We start from the raw sequence: 17,421 nt of genomic DNA, 5'->3' as shown, positions 1-17,421 counted from the left end.
TTCAATTGAAATTTTAAAATAATGGTTATTATCCAATTTTTAGATACTTCTTTTTTAGTGGATAGTCCTTTCGTTTGCTACGTAGGTTCCTTATTAATTATATATATTTTCTCAAACAAAGGTACAAATGTTTTTATTGCTTCGTCAAATTTTGTGAGCTCTAAATCTGCTAAAATATCAATTTTATTTTCAAATACCAATGTTAATAGTCTTATTTCGTTCATAATAATTTTATGACCTTTTTCGGTCAGTGTAATATTTTTGTAGCGTCGATCACTAAGAGCTGTTTGACGGCTAATATAACCATCTTTACATAATTTATTAATGATTTGAAGTACTTGTTGCTTTGAAATAGATAAGTGATTGCCTAATGCCGTGGCGGTCAATGGTCCATAAGAATCTAAAACACATAACGATATCCAGTGATTAGCTGCTATAGGATAGTTTATTTTTTGAAAAAAATTACTATTAAAGGCATGAAAAGAATCAATAAATCTAGCGGAAAGTTCTTTACGATCAACATATTCCATACAAATAGTGACCTTCTTTCTACGAATCGTGATTTTTAAATTAAAAAATTGAAACGACACAACATTATTTATATTATATATTGTAAAATTTTTATCGTCTATATTAAACTTGAAGTATTCACGTAAATTATTAAGTTCAATTTAACGCTAATAAATTCAAGCATTAATATAATCTATATATATGGCATTAAACATTTTATGTGGTAATCGTCAGGAAGGGGGTATAGGGTTGAGTGGCGTTACGTAGGAAGCAAACGATGCCCTATACCCCCTTCCGGGCAGAATGCTGGATGTAATTTCTTTAATGCATTCTATATAGCTAGTAGTATACTCGAAATTTTCTAACGAAAAGTACTTAGGTGTACGTTGTTTTTATATATGAAATTATTGTTTTGGCAAAGCTATGTCATCATGTTTTCCTGATTTCTCAAAACAATAATTGAATTTAATACGGAAAATTATTGACAAAAATGGTATCCATACACTATAATTTGACTGTGGTCAAAATATAGTGTATGGATGTGAATTAGGATGGCAAGAACACCACAAGACCCTGAAATTCGAATTAATGAAATTTTAGATGTTGCACAAAAATGCTTTATTAATATGGGCTATCGTAAAACTACAATCAGTGGTGTTGCTAAAGAAATGGGTGTAGCGAAAGGTATGCTTTATTATTACTTTAAATCGAAGGAGGAATTGTTAGAAGTCTTGCTGAAGCGTCATTCAGATTTGTTTTTAAGTGAAATAAAACAGATGATTGATTCAGAGAGCATTATGCCATCTGAGAAAATTGGACGCATGTTTGAGATAGTAATTTATGGAGTTTTTTATCAAGATGGTGAACTTTTAAGTATTCTTTATGATGAGAAAAACTTGTATATTAAAGAAAAAGTAACTTCTTATTGTGGAAATTCGTTTATGAATATGGGGAAAAAAGTTATTGCGGAAGGCAAGAAAAAAAAAGAGTTCTTTGTTGAACAGGAAGAAGCTGTACTTGAATTTCTTATATTGATTTTAGGTTTTCTTATTGAAATGTTTTATAAAAAATTACCTGGTGACATGTTGCAAATGCGACTAAGAATGACAGAAAATATGATTGAAAATCTATTGCATAGCAAGGAAGGATCGATTCATTTTAATTTATAAAATAAAAAATATGCGAGAGAAACCGTAATTCTAAAAATTTGTTTAGAGTTGCGTTTTTTTCAATTAATTATTTGACCACGGTCAAATAATTATTAGGGCCATTTATAAAGGTTTTTTTGAATAGTATAGGGGAATATATAACTATAGGAAGTGGTAAAACGAAGATGTTGAATATTTTAAAAAAGAGAAAAAAAGCAGCTGTTTTGTTAGGTACTGTAATTATAGGATTTGCAGTGATATTTTTGTTGAGAGGAAAAGATGAAGTACCTGTAGCCAAGGAAGAAATTACTGTGGTACATACGATGACAATTGCTGCAAATGCTGCCACACAAAAATATACATATTCTGGGGAAGTTAGAGGACGTTATGAGAGTAAACTGGCGTTTCAGGTAAAGGGGAAAATTGTCAGTAGAAATGTACAGCTGGGAAGTTCAGTAACTGCAGGTGATGTGCTTATGCAGATTGATGCTAAGGATATTGTGCAAACAGTAAATAACAATTCTGCGTTGGTTGATTCCGCACAATCGGAGTTGGAACTTGCACAGAGCGATTTAAGCCGCTATCAGGAATTAGTTAATGGAGGAGTTATCAGTCAGGCAACCTATGATAAATATGTTAATGCCTATAATGTAAGTGCGTCAAGAGTACGACAGACACAGGCGCAATACGCGCAGAGTGTTAATGAGAGGGACTATAGTTTGCTGAAATCTGATAAATCAGGTGTCATATCGAGTATTTCCGCCGAAGTCGGACAAGTGGTAAGTCCGGGACAGATTGTTGTCACTTTAGTACAAGATGGTGAACGTGAAATAGAAATTAATGTGCCGGAAAATCGTATTGAAGATTTAAGACAGGCACCGGATATTAAAGTGAATTTTTGGGCTTTAGGCAATGAAAGTGTAAGTGGTTTTGTCAGAGAAATTGCACCGATGGCAGATCCAAGCACACGGACCTTTAAAGTGCGGATTAGTATTCCAAGTCCACCAGCTGACATGAAACTTGGCATGACGGCAACCGTAAGTATACCGCGGAGCGGTGGTAATTTGATGAAAATTCCTATTGATGCAATTTATCAAAATAGCGAAACTCCGGCAGTTTGGAAAATTAAAGATGATGAACTTTCCTTGTGCCCGATTCAGGTTGGTAATTATGGATCTGATACTGTTGAAGTTTTATCTGGCTTACAAGAAGGTGACTGCATTGTAACAAAAGGTGTACATATGCTGACAGAAGGTCAAAAAGTAAAATCCGGTGGTGACTCGTTATGAAAAAAAGCTTCAACTTAACGGAATGGGCTCTAAACCATAAACAATATATATATTTCTTTGTGGTGCTGCTCTTTGTCGTGGGGATATTTTCGTATAAAAATCTTGGTCGGTTGGAAGATCCTGATTTTACAATCAAACAAATGGTCATCAGTGTGCCATGGCCAGGTGCAACTGCTGGTGAGGTGCAAGAACAGGTAACAGATAAAATTGAAAAGAAGTTACAGGATCTTCCTGGTTTGGATTATTTGAAAAGTTATTCTATGCCGGGGCAGACTGTAATTTATGTAAATGTAAAAGATACCGTTCCAAAGGAACAAATACGTAATCTATGGCTGGAAACTCGTAATATGGTCAATGATATGAAGGGAACTTTACCAGAAGGCGCGTTGGAACCAATCTTCAATGATCGTTTTGATGAAGTTTACGGTGTTGTTTATACATTGACGGGCAATGATTATAGTTATGAAGAAAAACGTGAGAAAGCAGAAAAAATTCGACGCATGCTGCTGGATACGCCGAGTGTTCGTAAAGTTAAGCTTATCGGTGTTCAGACTGAAAAATTTTATATTGAAATTGAAAACAGTAAACTTGCTCAGCTTGGAATTGATCCGAATCTGATTGCGCAGACATTGCAAGGACAAAATTCAATGATTCCAGCGGGCATGCTGGAAACACATTCAGATGATTTATACCTGAGAGTTACAGGAATGTTCGAGGATGCAGAGGACATTAGTAATACGCCTATTTCTGCACATGGCAAAACTTTTCGCTTGGGTGATATTGCAAAAATAACACGCAGTTATGCAGAACCGCAGGATCCGAAAATGTTTTATAACGGTGAGCCGACCATTGGTATTGCTCTTGCAATGGAGTCTGGTGGAAATATTTTGACGCTGGGGGATAATTTAGAAAAAACTGTTGCCCAGATAAAAAAGGAACTGCCAGCCGGTTTAACACTAAATCAGACAGTGAATCAACCAAAGGTTGTAGACTCGTCTATTAATGAATTTGTTCATTCGTTGGCTGAAGCCATCATCATTGTTTTAATTGTTAGTTTTGCGAGTCTGGGAGTACATTCGGGAATCATCGTTGCACTTTGTATTCCTCTGGTTATTGCTGCGGTATTTGGGTTTATGTATTTAGACGGCATATCTTTGCAGAATATTTCGCTGGGGTCTCTAATTATTGCACTGGGGCTGCTTGTAGATGATGCAATTATTACAATTGAAATGATATCCGTAAAGCTTGAGCAAGGCTGGACACGGTTTAATGCAACGTGCTTTGCTTATACATCTACGGCTTATCCAAGATTATGTGGTGCCATGGTTACTTGTGCAGGGTTTATTCCTATTGGTTTTTCGCCTGGCAGTGCAGCCGAAGCGGTAGGGTCAATTTTCCAGGTTATAACGGCATCGCTGCTTATCTCATGGATTGTTGCCGGTACAGTAACACCATTATTGGGATATCAATTTATCAAGGTAAAACCCATTGAAAGCAAAGATGGTGAACCTGAAAAGTCTGTATATGATAGCAGATTTTATAATAAGTTCAAAAAAATACTAATTTTATTTTTAACGCATCGTAAAAAGGTGCTTATCGTAACACTCATTTGTTTTATAGGATCATGCGCGCTTCTGGGGCATGTAAAAAAGGAATTCTTTGGCGCGACAAAGCGACCGGAACTTATCGTACAGCTGCAATTACAAGAAGGGGCTTCTTTAAAAAATATCGAAGCGGGAGCAAATCAATTTGCTCAGACGCTCAAGGGTGATGCAGATATTGATTATTACACCTATCATGTTGGTGAAGGAGCACCGCGTTTTGTATTGGCCTATGAGCCGGTATTTAATAAAACAAATTTTTCCGAGTTTGTTATTGTTGCTAAAAACAAGGAAGCCAGAGACAGACTGGATGCAAAAATAAAAGAAAATGCAGAGAAAAATCTACCGGGGATACGCGTCCATACAAAACTTCTCAGCAATGGACCGCCGGCTGAGTATCCGGTTATGCTCAGGGTCAGAGGTTATGATGTTGATAAAGTACGGGAAATTGCTGAAAATGTACAGAACGTAATGATGAAAAACCAGGGGATAGCTAAGACAGCACTTAACTGGGATGAAAAATCAAAGGTGATTCATCTGTCTATTGATCAGGATAAAGCGAGGGCTCTCGGAATTACAAGTCAAACCATAAAAGGGGCTTTACAGACAAATGTTTCGGGTACGTCTATTGCTGAATTTAGAGAAACAGATAAGACGGTCAAGATGCTTTTGCGTTCTGAAAATTTGGAACGAAACGATCCATCAAATCTTAAAAACCTGAATATCCGTACAGTAAATGGTACGTATGTTCCGCTCGATCAGATTGCTAAAATAAACTATGAAGCGGAAGAGGGACTTATCTATCGCTATGATCTCAAACCGATGATTATAGTACAGGGAGAAGTAAAATCAGGAGTAACGGGAAATGATGTCACACAAGCGGTATATGATGAGTTAAAAGATGTTCGCGATAATCTGCCGTTTGGGTACAGTATTGACTTTGATGGTTCAATGGAAAATAGTATTAAGGCATCTAAATATCTCGCTGTACCTATACCGGCTATGTTCATTATAATTATGCTTATTTTGATGACACAATTGCAGAGCATTCCCAAGATGGTATTAACACTTTTAACTGCACCATTAGGACTTATCGGGGTGTCAATAGGCTTGATTTTAACAGGACGACCAATGGGATTTGTTGTTCAATTGGGAATTTTAGCGTTGGCAGGAATTATCATGCGTAATTCGGTAATTCTTATTGACCAGATTGATCAATTGCTTAATGCAGGTCAAACACTTTGGGATTCAATTATTAATGCTACAATTATGCGATTCAGACCAATCTTACTTACAGCAACAGCAGCGATTTTGGCTATGATTCCATTGGTTTCAAGCGTTATGTGGGGAGCTATGGCTGTTGCTATTGCTTTCGGTTTAGCCGGAGCTACAATATTGACCTTATTGGTACTGCCGGTTATGTATGCAACATGGTATAAAGCGGAACCAAGTAAAGAAGGTCAACAAACTAAAGCAAGTTGGAGATGATAACTATGGATCAACCAGATACAAAGTCTTGTATACAGTATAAACAAATATTAGTTCCGATAGACGGTTCGGAAAATTCCTGTCGGGCTATAGCCGCTGCTGTTGATATGGCAGAATTATCTCAGGCAACAATCAGTATTTTATATATCTTGACTTTTTCGCAGCAAACTCCGTTGCAAAAACAAATTCATGGCGATAAAGTACCCCATGAAGTTAGGTCTAATCCTGTGGCATTTGCTAAAAGTATGCTAAAAGATGCAGGAAAATTAATTCCTAAGCATATTCGCAGGCGTACGTATTATGAGATTGGTGAACCTGGGATTGCTATTACAGATTTTGCCCAGCGTAATCATTATGATGTTATTGTCATTGGGAGTAGAGGATTAAATTTCCTTTCTGGAATATGGCAGGGAAGTGTAAGTAAATATGTTACAGCGAATGCACAGTGTTCGGTTTTAATTATAAAATAGAAGGGGTTTTACAAGAGATGAGGTTTCGATTTTTAAAAAAACAATCATTTTTTTTGTTGATTGCATTATCTTTTTGTCAACATGTGTCGGCAGAACTTAATTTGTCCTTAGATAATAGTGTTGCACTTGCACTGAAAAATGATCCATTTTTACAGTCCGTAGAGGCACAAAAAGAACAGGCTGTCTGGGGTGTAAAAGAGGCAAAGAGCAGCAAGGGAATATCCCTTGACTATCAGCATACTGATATGCGCTCGACAGCACCGCACACCTGGCAGGCCACCCTGGAAGCTGTTTCACCATATAATTATTATAGCAATGAAATATCCGCCAGCATTCCTCTGTATACTGGTGGACGTCTTGAAAACACAATCGATCAGGCGAAACTATCACTTAATGCATCTGAACTTGAAATTGATGCAACAAAACAAAATCTTAAACTTGAAACTGACTCGAAATATTATGAGGCATTAAAAGCGAAAACCGTTTTGGATATAGCTCATCAAATGGTAGATAATTTTAATCAGCATCTAAATAATGTACAGCAAATGTATAATGCTGGAGTAGTGCCATGGCATGATGTAGTACAGACGAAAGTACGTATGGCGAATGCGGAAAATAATTTGGTCAAGGCACAGAGTGACTATGATTTATCCATTCGTAGTCTAAATAAAACAATGGGATTGTCGCTGGATACGGATATCAGGCTGCTTGATGTGCTTGGATATCAAAAATATGATTTAAATTTAGATGAAATGACAGCAGAAGGCTTGGAAAATCGTCCGGAAATGGCACAGCAGGGAATTGCAGTCAAAATTCAGGAAAAGCAAATGAATATTGCTAGAAGTGCACAGCGTCCGGATGTGCGCATAAGGGGAACGATGGCTTGGGATGATGATGATTTTGCCGGAACCGATAATCGAGACTGGACTGCCATGCTGACAGTAAAACAGAATATTTTTGATTCAGGCAATACAGATGCAAAAATCAAGGCAGCAAAATCAGGCATTCTTTCTGCCCAAAATATACAGCAACAGACAAGAGACAATATTGCTTTAGAAATTAGTGATGCCTGTTTAAATATGAGGAAAGCCGAAAAACGAATTACAACGAACAAGGTTGCAATCGAAGAGGCAAATGTAAATTTAGATATTTCTCAAAAAAGCTATAGCGCAGGAGTTGATACGAATTTAGATGTCATGGATGCCGAGCTCGCACTTGATCAGGCGAAGACAAATTATATAGATTCACTATATGATTACAATATAAATAAAGCAAAACTTGATAGAGCTATTGGCAAAAAAGTAGAAATAAGAGCGTAAGAAAGATACGATGGCATGAGGAAGAGCGACTTTATTTCGTTCACTTTCGCGCTGTCAGCATTTCAATAATTCATTGTAGGCACCTGATTTCTGATCGTTTTTTTATAAATTACGATTTTACAAAAATGGTGCCTATTTTGTTATTATTTTTTGTGGATTTATAAATAATTAATCCTTAACTATTTAGGTGAATTCTAAAATCTAATTCAACGGTGCCAATTTATCTTCAGATGCCAGTCTCTTGCTTTTTCATGAATTTGTAGATTAATTGGGACTCAATCAATTACTTGAAAATCTTTTTAAATCGACTGACAAAGCGAAATGTCAAATTTTAATTCTTATTGAGAAAAATTATACATAGATATGGTATTTTTAAACGTCATGAATAATTCAGGTTAAAGATTAATTGGGAAATGTATGAAAAATGGCTGATTAACGATTCATATTGTTAGCGGGAAAAGTAAATTTCTGTCCTTTAAGAGGTCGTTATCCGATATCAAATAAATTGCTGCTCATCGTAGGGCTTTCTATTCTATTTCGCTAGAAAGTTCAACCAGAGCACGCATAAAAATGTCAAAATTACTGTTAGAGGAAAACCCACACGAAAATACTCTTTGGCTGTAATGATAATTTGATTTTTTTTAGCTATTTCAACAACAATTAAATTTGCAATTGAACCAAAAATTGTAAGATTTCCCGCGAAAGTAGAAAACAAGGCCAAAGCCTGCCATTTTTGTGCAGCATTATCGACTGGAATATAATATTGCAATAAAAGTACTGCTGGAACATTGCTGACGAGATTTGATAAAACAACGCTGATCACAGCAAAGAAACCAAGATTATTCATTTGTTCCATTGGTAGCCAAGTTTGTACTTGAAGCAATAAACCACTAGCTTTTACGCCACCGACAATGACAAATAGACCAATAAAAATAACCAGTAAGTTAAAATCTATGCTTGTGTAAACTTTATTTGGTTTAACTTTCCTGGTAATCAGTAAAAATGCTGCCCCTAAACTTGTTGTTAAGACAATATCATAACCAGCTATATAGGATCCAATTACAAAAAATAAGGTTAAAACGGTTTTCCCTATTAAATAGGTATTCACATAAGGGGCTTGAAAAGAGCTGTGATCCAGCTTACCCTGCAACTTTTTATTATAAGCCATTGCAAGGAACAGATAGGTAAGCAGTAGTCCGATGCATACAATAGGAATGGCCACTTTAAAATATTCCATAAACGTCAATTTTGATAAACTACCAATTAAAATATTCTGCGGATTTCCTAAAAAAGTAGCAGCACTGCCAATATTAGAAGCCAAAGCCAACCCCATTAAATGCGGCAAGGGATCACAGTTTCCTTTATTGCATATAAAAATGATTACAGGTGTCAATAGTAGGCAGATAATATCATTGATGGCCAATGCTGACAAAACACCGCTAAGTAAAATAACAACGAGCAATAAAAGTTTCTTCGAATGTACATTCTCTAAAACGTGCTGCCCAATAAATTCAAAAAATCCGGCAATTTTTAAATTTGCTACAAGCACCATCATAGAAAATAAAATTACAATCGTTCGATAATCAACGGTTTTTACTGCATCGTCAAAGGAAATAATACCGAGTCCCATCATGGCAACCGCACCAATAATAGCTACCCCTGCTCGATCAATACGAAAAAAAGGACTTTTTCCCAAGGTGAAAACCAATAGCACGCCGCCTAAAATCACTGCCGCTGAAAAATTCATTTCTATCTGTGTCAATATTTAATCTCCTTTATACGATTTATCCATCTGCCCTTGTTGTGGTCATCCGCTCTTAGGATATTGACCATCGGGTTTGTTCGTTTGAATCTGGTATCTGTGTCGTTCTGTGCCGCGTGCTTACTGAAGGCCTTGCCACCGGAAGGTGGTATGCTTTCCTTTTCGGTAATAATCAGTTTGTTTTATTATATCTGTATTAGATTATTCCTAAGCTGAACAGCTTCCGCTGCATGGCGATCAGTGATGTGTTCAGAATGATCTAAATCAGCAATCGTACGCGACACCTTAATAATCCGATCATATGATCTTGCACTTAGACTCATCTTTTTAAAAACCAATGCTAAAAGTGATTCTGCTTCGGGAGTCAATGCACAGTGCCGCTTGAGCATCGCGTGGCTCATTTGCGCATTACAGAAAATTTTATTTTTTTGAAGCGATTTAGCTGCACACAACGTGCTGCCTCAATGCGACTACGAATAATAATCGAAGCTTCTGCTGGTTTTGTTTCTGTTAGTTCCTTATATTCGACGCGAGGTACTTGAATATGTATATCGATTCGATCTAGCAATGGACCAGATATTTTTTTGTATATCTTTTTATTTCATTAGCGTTACAGGAACAAGCATGCTCAGAATCCCCAAGAAATCCACAAGGACAAGCGTGTCGTCAACAACATGGGCAGGTAAGACTGATTTTTCCTCGTTTTTGTTAAATTTGTAATGGATTGTAATATTCATATTTGATTTTCTTGATTCGTCAATTGTGGCAACCGTAATCTTATCGACAATCGACATAATGATTTCGCGTTTAAACTCTACTGTATTTTCGGTAGAGCTTATTTTATCTTTCAAGTGATTCAAAAGTTTTTTAGCAGAGGCCTGTGATGCAAATACATTCGACACACATTTTTCTTTTTCCTTTATAGTGGTGATGCGTTCTTGAATTATATTTTTTTCTTGTGAAATTTTATTTAGCTGCAATTCAACATCATTTAAACTAATAAGCTGCCTTCGAAATAAATCTAAGATGCGGCTTTTTTCAGATTCTTTTTGATCGAGTTGCGTATCAAGAAGCAGTTTTCATCAGTTATGTTTTGAGGTTTGGACTTAGTCGTATTGTTTTTTTCGATTTCTTCAATTGCTGTATCTGGATTATTAATATATTTCAGGCAATCATTCCATATATAATTATCTAACCATGGCATATTGATGCTTCGGCCATAACATTTTTCTCTACCTTTAGCTCGCCATTAGCTTCGACCGCCGCACAGGTAGTAAGATGCACCTTTGCTGCATGCAGATTGATAAGTGTAACCACAATTTTTGCATTTGATTAAACTTGTTAAGAGGTAAATATGTTTTGCATTGCGACGAGAAAAAATATAGTGTGCGCGAATGACTTTTTGAGCTTCTTCCCAATCTTCGGGTGATATAATAGCCGGAATGTTCCGCTCAATTATTTCACGCTGCTTAGCAGAGCGTTTTCCATATTGGTGAATGCCTTTATATGTTGTACTTTTTAGCATATTGAGTACACGACCTGGGCGCCATATACCAGCAGTTTCTTTTTTTCGTCTGCCAGTTGCCGGTGAGTCTATAAAATAAGATGGGGGAAGTCCAAGGGCATTAAGGTGGTCTGCAATCTTTATAGTGGTCATTTTATTTTCAATGGTTAGTTTATATATTAGCCGAATTATATCAGCCTCAGATATGCCGCACGATGGCATAATATGATCATTTATTTCTAGGTATTTTTCATCATTTTTGAAATATCCATAGGGGACAATGCCACCAAGCCAAATTCCTTCTCGGGTGGATCGATTTGCGCCGAGCCACATTCTTTCGATTATATTACTTCGTTCAAGGTCAGCGACACCAGCTAATATTGTGAGAAGAAAACGACCGGATGCATCACCAGTATCAAATGGTTCAGTCATTGATTTTAACTTTACGCCATACTTTTCAAAATCATAGATAACGTTTAAAATTACTCTGGTTGCTCTTCCAAGGCGATCAAGCTTATAGACAAGAATGTATCAAAACACTTGTTTTGAGCGTCACGTACAAGCTCTGAGCCAACAGGCCGCTCATCTCGTCTAGATGAAATAACACGGGAACAGCTTCATGAAATTACATGTGCTTTGCGTAAACGAATTTACTCCGTTGGCCAGCCACCAAGAATTCTGCTAGATTTGGATTCGACACTTCTTCCAACTTACGGAAAGCAAGAGGGAGAAGCGTTTAACTACCATTACTCGGCACATGGTTAGCACCCACTGGTTTGTTATGACGGGTTTACAGGGGATTTACTAAAAATTGAATTACGCAAGGGCAATACGTATTCTTCAACAGGAGTTCAGAAGTTTTTGCAGCCGCTTCTTGATGAATATCTCAACCAGTATCCAGATACGGAACTGTTTCTCCGTGGAGACAGTGGTTTTGCTACGCCGGAACTTTATACACAAGCAGAATCGAATGGTTGCTCTTATGCAATACGACTCAAGAACAATCGCTTACTGCGAGAACTGGCTTTCCATTTGGAAGAAGAGGTAACTGCGAAGGCGGCTGTTCACCCTGATCAATTCGTAGCTCTTTATGGTGAATTTTCGTATCAGGCAGGAAGCTGGAATTACGCTAGACGCGTTATTTGTAAAATAGAAAAACGTCCGGAAGAACTTTTTGTTCGTCATACATTCATTGTGACGAATATGGCATTGTCGCCACAGGATTTAGTAAGGTTTTACTGCAATCGCGATCGAATGGAAAATTTCATTAAAAAATCCAAAAATGAATTTGGTTTTGCTATGATGAGTAGCCATTCTATCTGGTTAATTCAAATCGTTTGCAGATTTGTATGTTGGCATACAACCTTTTTAACTGGTTTCGCCGCTTATGTCTGCCGGGAAAAATGAAAAAGTTTCGTGCAGATACAATTCGATTGAAATTCTTGAAAATCTTTGCAGCAGCTGTCCGTATATTCGTGAGTTTTATGAAACATTTAAAAATATTGATCGACTAAGACCCAAGTTAGAATAGAACGAACCTGTTCTTTGACAAGTAAAAAATAGATTTTAGAACAGACGGGAGTTGTCTACTGTAAATGGTAATATAAAATAATACACCTTCTTAATTAAAATAAAAACCTATCCACTTAGACTTGCATAAATCCCCCAACGGTCTTGCTCATCTTGCATGAATAGGTTTCTTAATTTATTTCTCTGTCTCGTCAGCTAAAAACACTTTTAAAGCCTCGATCTTATCGGCTCTTACAATCTCCGTTAGTTCTGGATCGGATTCCGGCTTCATAATCCAATTGCGAATGCGTTTTGCCATAAACCGTTTTTCTTCGTCCAGAGTAGGGCGATCATAAGTAATAGACATAAGATACTCCCTTTAAATGTAAAAGGAATAGTACTTTAGGACTACGCTTATTATAAGCTAATACTACTTAATGATTAATTCAATTAATTTTTTTAATAATTGGGAAAACAGTAGCAATTTTGTTGGTTAATGGCCTAATGTGACAATAGAATCAATTGGTTTAAAATTTATAAGTACTAAAAATACACAGCAAAAAACGGCTCGCCTGAGTATCACGAGCCGTTTTTTGCTGTGTATTTTATATTTGGAGAGCTTAATGAAAAGCATGAATATAATATACCATATATGTAAATGATTTTCAATATCAAATATAAAATTTATGAGCTTTTATTTTGTAATGTATATGCTTTATTTAAGTTCAGCATCAATATCATATTTGTTTTTACCTGGTGAGCCTTTTTTTATAGTTAGATATAATACAAATATAGTCTTAAAAAAACATGCGGTCAGGAAAATAATAACTCCAAGTGCCAATGGTATAATATAGTCGTCTTTTGATAAGAAATAAAAAGACAGTGCTACTGTTAAAATTAATATTACAAAAATTGTTATTACTGTAGATAAAATTACTAAAAGCCTATGAGCGTTGCTTAAATCATGTATTCTTCGAACCATAAAAGATATATGTACAATGTTTAGTAATAAAATTGCTATCCCAATAGCAATAAAAATATTCATGTCGTTTTTATAAGCATGGACATTTTTGTATTCTAAAATAAAGTCGATCACAGCAATGATTATTGTTGCGATAATAAATTGTTTACGATCAATTCTTCCCTTGAAAGAAAAGAAGTTTTTAAATATTTCCATAAATACTATAAACACATCCTTGTTTTTATAATGCCAAATTTCTAATATAAGTTAAAGTTGTTTGTAATTTTGTATTATTAAAACGATAATCAAGGCGAAGCTTTAATTTTATTCTTTAGATATAATGCTGGAGGCTTTTCTGGTATCAGTTTTTTCTGGAACTGTAGTAGCTTTTTTTGATTGTTTATCAGCATATCCTCGATCCATTACTTTTTGAAAATTATTATAAGCATAACTTAATGGATAAGTATTTATGTCATATTGCATAGAACCTTTTTGCAATTTTTCCCATTTTGGAGTATGGGGATATTTGGCTATTATATTTTTGTTTGAATCTATATATACATCTAGGTAATCGGAACCTATCATTTTATGTTCATTATCTAAACTAATACCACATAATTCAATCGAGGCATAAACATTTTGAAGCTTTTCTTTTTCTGATGGACTTATGCTATCAAGAAAAATTTTCTTGCCATATTCCGTAAAAATAGATTTTTTGTAATATATTAACGTATGTGTACTTCCAACAATAATAGATTCATACTGAATACTGTCGAAATCAATATAGGTCTTGGCATCTTCTGATCTGACGATCATTATCCAATCTTCAGCCATACATGTATTAGAAAATAAGGTAAAGCATAAAATAATAATCAATAAAATCCTTTTCAACTTATCAAATCCTTTTTTATTTTATATTTATGTTAAACGTGATTTTATCTTTCAACAGATTCCAAGAGCTCAATCACGTATTGTTTGTACATAAATTCATCAAGGGTTATGGTACCTAAAACACATATCCGTTATCGATATAACTAGTCAAAGCAAAAAGCCATCCTTCGGGGTGGCTTTTTTATTTATACGCTTTCAAGGCGTGATAATTTACTTATTTTAAAATTAACCAGTCCATTTTTTTCACTTAAAATTTTAAAAGCAGGTTCCAATAATACATTTAGTTCATCAAGGGTTAAATCAGGGGCTTTGTCAATTTTACATAAGAAGTTCAAAAGAACGGCCTTACTGACGCAAACTTTATTTGGACAATTTTTACAACTGTCTAAATTATGTCTTTCGGCATTTACATAAATATAGAACTGTCTTCCTGATGTTATGACTTGATTATCAAACAGACATTCCCGTATAGCATTTGCAATTGCAGGAGGATTCTTGTTTCCGCCTTCTTTTAACTTACAAGAAATATAGAATTCAATCATAATTTATCAGCACCTCTGTTATTATTTTTAAATTCTAGATTCTAGATTGATTATTTTCTTTAATAAGCATCTTTTTAGAATTTTTTTATAAAAAAAGCCTATCCAAATCGACTTACATAGATCCAAAAGGTCTTACGTGTCGTGCGAGGATAGGCTTTTATAAACTTAAATTCAGCTTATCTGTAAGAAAAATTATACTATCTCACCAGATGGAAGATTGTCAGTATCATTCACATTAGACTGGAATTTTGATTTATTATTCGGAGCATTAAGGAATGCATTCGCAGCCTTCTCACCATACAATTGTTTAAACAACATGATTGATTCTTTAAATGACAAACTGTCAGGGACAACATCAATCGGTGGTTCATCACGAACTGAGTTATATGAAAGGCTGCCATCTTCACTTTGAGCAATGTTTTTAGGGATTTGTATCTGTATGTTTTTTGTATTGAAATCATAAGAGTATATTACTGTAGTTTTAGCCGTAATGCCGTCAGTTTGATCAAATTCGATATTATTGCATCGAATCGTGTAGTAGGGTTGGGCGTATTTTACAGATTTGATAGAAGCTTTATCCAGATAGGTATTAAAAGTTGCGCCGGAATCAATTTTTGTATACTGGTCTGGACTATCATCATATTGATTTGCAAAACAAATACTGCTTAAAATTGCCATAAATATTATAACCAAAAAGAGTGTGCGTTTCATTTTATACCTTCTTTCTTTTGAACTTATAAAAATTTAGCGTTGTCCTTTAAATATTCAGCAGTAAATTTTACAGCCTTATTTGATAACCCTTCACACAGATGTGGAGGGTTATCTGTATTAAATCCTTGAGGACGCAATTTGCTACATAACAGGCTGCCAAATTCTTGTTCGAAATCTTTTGCGAAACCATAACATAAATCAACTATTTTTTCTGTTGATAGTCCGTTTTCTTTACCCCAGATTCCTATAAACATCAAAGAACCTTCTATTAAGCCACACTGCGCACCAAAACCACCAGCACCATGCATACCAATAGCAGAATTGATTATTTGCAGGTCTAATTTTAAGTCATGTAACTCTGCCAATATCTTAAGCATAACTGTTGCACAATTAACATCTTCATACCAATAATAGGTATGTACTTTTTCACGAATGTACTCTTCTTGAATCATATTTTCATCTCCCACTATCTCAGTGTGGCAATATTATTTTGTTTACATAAGAAAGGCAGCTATCTTTTTATACGTAGAGCTCTATTTCGCTAAAAAATTTAACCAGAGCAAGCATAAAAATGTCAAAATTACTGTTAAAGGAAACCCTACACGAAAATACTCTTTTGCTGTAATGATAATTTTATTCTTTTTAGCTATTTCAACGACAATTAAATTTGCAATTGAACCAAAAATTATAAGATTTCTCGCAAGAGTAGAAAACAAAGCCAAAGTTTGCCATTTTTGTGCAGCATTACCCACTGGAATATAATATTGCAGTAAAAGTACTACTGGCACATTGCTGACGAGATTTGATAAAACAACGCTGACAAAGCAAAAAAGCTAAGATTATTCATTTGTTCCATTGGTAGCAAAGTTTGTACTTGAACCACTAAGCCACTAGCTTTTACGCCACCGACAATGACAAATAGACCAATAATAGCTACCCCGCTCGATCAATACGAAAAAAAGGACTTTTTCCCAAGGTGAAAACCAATAGCACGCTGCCTAAAATCACTGCCGCTGAAAAATTCATTTCTATATGTGTGAATATTTAATCTCCTTATTGTTAATTGGTTTATAGAAATTCTTATCTTATTTCCAACAAATAACACTTTCATCGACTTCTTTACGTTTTCCTTTTTGTATTATACTCCCCGAATATCCCACAGATATAACAGCCATAAGTTCCAACATTAAAGGCACTTTTAAAATATTTTTAAGAGTTTTTTCATTTTTTAATATTTCGCCAATCCAGCACGTTCCAAGACCGAGGTCGTTTGCAACTAAAAGCATATTTTGAATTGCAGCACCAATAGATTGAACATGTTTCATGTGAAGCTTAGGGATAGCTAATCCTTCTGAACTTTCTGGATCTAAAAAGACAGCAATCAGGCAAGGTGCTGTTTGTACCCAATGCTCATAAATAGTTAAAGCGGAAAGCTTTTTAATAAGAGCTTTATCATTTATTATGACGGCAAATTTCCAAGGCTGTAAGTTATTACCTGATGGAGCCCATGTTGCAGCAGTCAAGATGGTTTTTATGTCTTCGGAATTTACGGGCTTTTCTTGGTAAGCGCGAATGCTCCTTCGAGTTAAAATATTATCTGTCAAACAACTCATAAAATCCTCCTTATATATTTTAATCACGGTTAATAAAGTGAAATTATTCAATACAGAATTTATAAAATATGCGTCCCAATCCTGTAGGGGCAAGCAACACCCG

Annotated in this window: 19 protein-coding genes and 1 pseudogene; 6 read left to right on the top strand and 14 right to left on the bottom strand. The window is 35.3% G+C overall.

Annotated elements, in window-relative coordinates; all coding sequences use genetic code 11:
- Nucleotides 1-77: 77 nt before the first annotated feature.
- Nucleotides 78-530 carry a MarR family winged helix-turn-helix transcriptional regulator gene (locus tag F606_RS22250; protein WP_019553258.1) on the bottom strand — a complete coding sequence of 151 codons (453 nt, stop codon included), beginning with the start codon at nucleotides 528-530 and terminating at the stop codon, nucleotides 78-80.
- Between the two features lie 531 nt (nucleotides 531-1,061).
- On the opposite strand from F606_RS22250, the gene F606_RS0107440 reads away from it, so the two are divergent.
- From F606_RS0107440 to F606_RS0107420, 5 genes are all read left to right on the top strand, one after another.
- On the top strand, nucleotides 1,062-1,679 hold the full coding sequence (locus tag F606_RS0107440; protein ID WP_019553257.1) for a TetR/AcrR family transcriptional regulator: 618 nt from the start codon (nucleotides 1,062-1,064) through the stop codon (nucleotides 1,677-1,679).
- Between the two features lie 164 nt (nucleotides 1,680-1,843).
- Complete coding sequence (locus tag F606_RS0107435) at nucleotides 1,844-2,947, top strand: efflux RND transporter periplasmic adaptor subunit (protein WP_019553256.1); 1,104 nt, start codon at nucleotides 1,844-1,846, stop codon at nucleotides 2,945-2,947.
- Nucleotides 2,944-6,036 carry an efflux RND transporter permease subunit gene (locus F606_RS0107430; RefSeq protein WP_019553255.1) on the top strand — a complete coding sequence of 1,031 codons (3,093 nt, stop codon included), beginning with the start codon at nucleotides 2,944-2,946 and terminating at the stop codon, nucleotides 6,034-6,036. The genes F606_RS0107435 and F606_RS0107430 overlap by 4 nt, the downstream gene beginning before the upstream one ends.
- Nucleotides 6,037-6,041: 5 nt before the next feature.
- Complete coding sequence (locus tag F606_RS0107425; protein ID WP_019553254.1) at nucleotides 6,042-6,506, top strand: universal stress protein; 465 nt, start codon at nucleotides 6,042-6,044, stop codon at nucleotides 6,504-6,506.
- A gap of 53 nt (nucleotides 6,507-6,559) precedes the next feature.
- A complete protein-coding gene (locus F606_RS0107420) occupies nucleotides 6,560-7,825 on the top strand; it encodes a TolC family protein (protein ID WP_245542097.1) in 1,266 nt (421 codons plus the stop codon).
- Between the two features lie 532 nt (nucleotides 7,826-8,357).
- Here the strand turns inward: F606_RS0107420 and F606_RS0107415 are convergent.
- The 5 genes from F606_RS0107415 to F606_RS22240 all read right to left on the bottom strand — a co-directional run bounded on the left by F606_RS0107415 (nucleotide 8,358) and on the right by F606_RS22240 (nucleotide 11,619).
- A complete protein-coding gene (locus F606_RS0107415; RefSeq protein ID WP_019553252.1) occupies nucleotides 8,358-9,587 on the bottom strand; it encodes an ArsB/NhaD family transporter in 1,230 nt (409 codons plus the stop codon).
- A gap of 185 nt (nucleotides 9,588-9,772) precedes the next feature.
- Nucleotides 9,773-9,976 (bottom strand): magnesium chelatase subunit ChlI family protein, encoded by a 204-nt coding sequence (locus F606_RS23630; RefSeq protein WP_245542096.1) that lies wholly within the window; start codon nucleotides 9,974-9,976, stop codon nucleotides 9,773-9,775.
- An 8-nt stretch (nucleotides 9,977-9,984) separates the two neighbouring features.
- A complete protein-coding gene (locus F606_RS23625) occupies nucleotides 9,985-10,155 on the bottom strand; it encodes a hypothetical protein (protein WP_245542095.1) in 171 nt (56 codons plus the stop codon).
- A gap of 28 nt (nucleotides 10,156-10,183) precedes the next feature.
- Nucleotides 10,184-10,567 carry a hypothetical protein gene (locus F606_RS22245; RefSeq protein ID WP_019553250.1) on the bottom strand — a complete coding sequence of 128 codons (384 nt, stop codon included), beginning with the start codon at nucleotides 10,565-10,567 and terminating at the stop codon, nucleotides 10,184-10,186.
- A gap of 269 nt (nucleotides 10,568-10,836) precedes the next feature.
- Nucleotides 10,837-11,619: a recombinase family protein gene (locus tag F606_RS22240; RefSeq protein WP_281166759.1), complete on the bottom strand. Its 783-nt coding sequence runs from the start codon at nucleotides 11,617-11,619 to the stop codon at nucleotides 10,837-10,839.
- Between the two features lie 108 nt (nucleotides 11,620-11,727).
- Here F606_RS22240 and F606_RS22235 point away from each other — a divergent pair.
- A pseudogene (locus F606_RS22235) lies at nucleotides 11,728-12,605 on the top strand (IS1380 family transposase).
- A gap of 191 nt (nucleotides 12,606-12,796) precedes the next feature.
- On the opposite strand, the gene F606_RS23145 reads toward F606_RS22235, so the two are convergent.
- The 8 genes from F606_RS23145 to F606_RS0107355 all read right to left on the bottom strand — a co-directional run bounded on the left by F606_RS23145 (nucleotide 12,797) and on the right by F606_RS0107355 (nucleotide 17,318).
- On the bottom strand, nucleotides 12,797-12,967 hold the full coding sequence (locus tag F606_RS23145; RefSeq protein ID WP_019553248.1) for a hypothetical protein: 171 nt from the start codon (nucleotides 12,965-12,967) through the stop codon (nucleotides 12,797-12,799).
- A gap of 348 nt (nucleotides 12,968-13,315) precedes the next feature.
- On the bottom strand, nucleotides 13,316-13,777 hold the full coding sequence (locus F606_RS0107390; protein ID WP_019553247.1) for a DUF805 domain-containing protein: 462 nt from the start codon (nucleotides 13,775-13,777) through the stop codon (nucleotides 13,316-13,318).
- Between the two features lie 108 nt (nucleotides 13,778-13,885).
- On the bottom strand, nucleotides 13,886-14,395 hold the full coding sequence (locus F606_RS0107385) for a hypothetical protein (protein WP_211210043.1): 510 nt from the start codon (nucleotides 14,393-14,395) through the stop codon (nucleotides 13,886-13,888).
- Nucleotides 14,396-14,637: 242 nt separating this feature from the next.
- Nucleotides 14,638-14,994 (bottom strand): hypothetical protein, encoded by a 357-nt coding sequence (locus F606_RS0107380; protein ID WP_019553245.1) that lies wholly within the window; start codon nucleotides 14,992-14,994, stop codon nucleotides 14,638-14,640.
- A 192-nt stretch (nucleotides 14,995-15,186) separates the two neighbouring features.
- Nucleotides 15,187-15,705, bottom strand: coding sequence for a hypothetical protein (locus tag F606_RS0107375; RefSeq protein ID WP_019553244.1), 519 nt, complete (start codon nucleotides 15,703-15,705; stop codon nucleotides 15,187-15,189).
- Nucleotides 15,706-15,728: 23 nt separating this feature from the next.
- Nucleotides 15,729-16,157, bottom strand: a complete 429-nt coding sequence (locus F606_RS0107370; protein WP_019553243.1) for a C-GCAxxG-C-C family protein — start codon at nucleotides 16,155-16,157, stop codon at nucleotides 15,729-15,731.
- Nucleotides 16,158-16,238: 81 nt separating this feature from the next.
- Nucleotides 16,239-16,493, bottom strand: coding sequence for a hypothetical protein (locus tag F606_RS0107365; RefSeq protein ID WP_033368242.1), 255 nt, complete (start codon nucleotides 16,491-16,493; stop codon nucleotides 16,239-16,241).
- A gap of 297 nt (nucleotides 16,494-16,790) precedes the next feature.
- Complete coding sequence (locus tag F606_RS0107355) at nucleotides 16,791-17,318, bottom strand: nitroreductase family protein (protein WP_019553240.1); 528 nt, start codon at nucleotides 17,316-17,318, stop codon at nucleotides 16,791-16,793.
- Between the last annotated feature and the right edge of the window lie 103 nt (nucleotides 17,319-17,421).

Origin of the sequence: Propionispira raffinosivorans DSM 20765 (genome assembly GCF_000381065.1) — a bacterium.
Lineage (GTDB): Bacteria > Bacillota > Negativicutes > Selenomonadales > Selenomonadaceae > Propionispira > Propionispira raffinosivorans.
Note: the sequence above shows the minus strand (reverse complement) of the source record. Positions and strands in the feature narration are given on the sequence as shown.

Excerpts from the sequence above, each read along its gene's own strand:
- F606_RS22250 (WP_019553258.1), bottom strand. The coding sequence starts at position 530 with ATGGAATATGTTGATCGTAAAGAACTTTCCGCTAGATTTATTGATTCT.
- F606_RS0107440 (WP_019553257.1), top strand. The coding sequence starts at position 1,062 with ATGGCAAGAACACCACAAGACCCTGAAATTCGAATTAATGAAATTTTA.
- F606_RS0107435 (WP_019553256.1), top strand. The coding sequence starts at position 1,844 with ATGTTGAATATTTTAAAAAAGAGAAAAAAAGCAGCTGTTTTGTTAGGT.
- F606_RS0107430 (WP_019553255.1), top strand. The coding sequence starts at position 2,944 with ATGAAAAAAAGCTTCAACTTAACGGAATGGGCTCTAAACCATAAACAA.
- F606_RS0107425 (WP_019553254.1), top strand. The coding sequence starts at position 6,042 with ATGGATCAACCAGATACAAAGTCTTGTATACAGTATAAACAAATATTA.
- F606_RS23630 (WP_245542096.1), bottom strand. The coding sequence starts at position 9,976 with ATGCTCAAGCGGCACTGTGCATTGACTCCCGAAGCAGAATCACTTTTA.
- F606_RS23145 (WP_019553248.1), bottom strand. The coding sequence starts at position 12,967 with ATGTCTATTACTTATGATCGCCCTACTCTGGACGAAGAAAAACGGTTT.
- F606_RS0107390 (WP_019553247.1), bottom strand. The coding sequence starts at position 13,777 with ATGGAAATATTTAAAAACTTCTTTTCTTTCAAGGGAAGAATTGATCGT.
- F606_RS0107385 (WP_211210043.1), bottom strand. The coding sequence starts at position 14,395 with ATGGCTGAAGATTGGATAATGATCGTCAGATCAGAAGATGCCAAGACC.
- F606_RS0107380 (WP_019553245.1), bottom strand. The coding sequence starts at position 14,994 with ATGATTGAATTCTATATTTCTTGTAAGTTAAAAGAAGGCGGAAACAAG.
- F606_RS0107375 (WP_019553244.1), bottom strand. The coding sequence starts at position 15,705 with ATGAAACGCACACTCTTTTTGGTTATAATATTTATGGCAATTTTAAGC.
- F606_RS0107370 (WP_019553243.1), bottom strand. The coding sequence starts at position 16,157 with ATGATTCAAGAAGAGTACATTCGTGAAAAAGTACATACCTATTATTGG.
- F606_RS0107355 (WP_019553240.1), bottom strand. The coding sequence starts at position 17,318 with ATGAGTTGTTTGACAGATAATATTTTAACTCGAAGGAGCATTCGCGCT.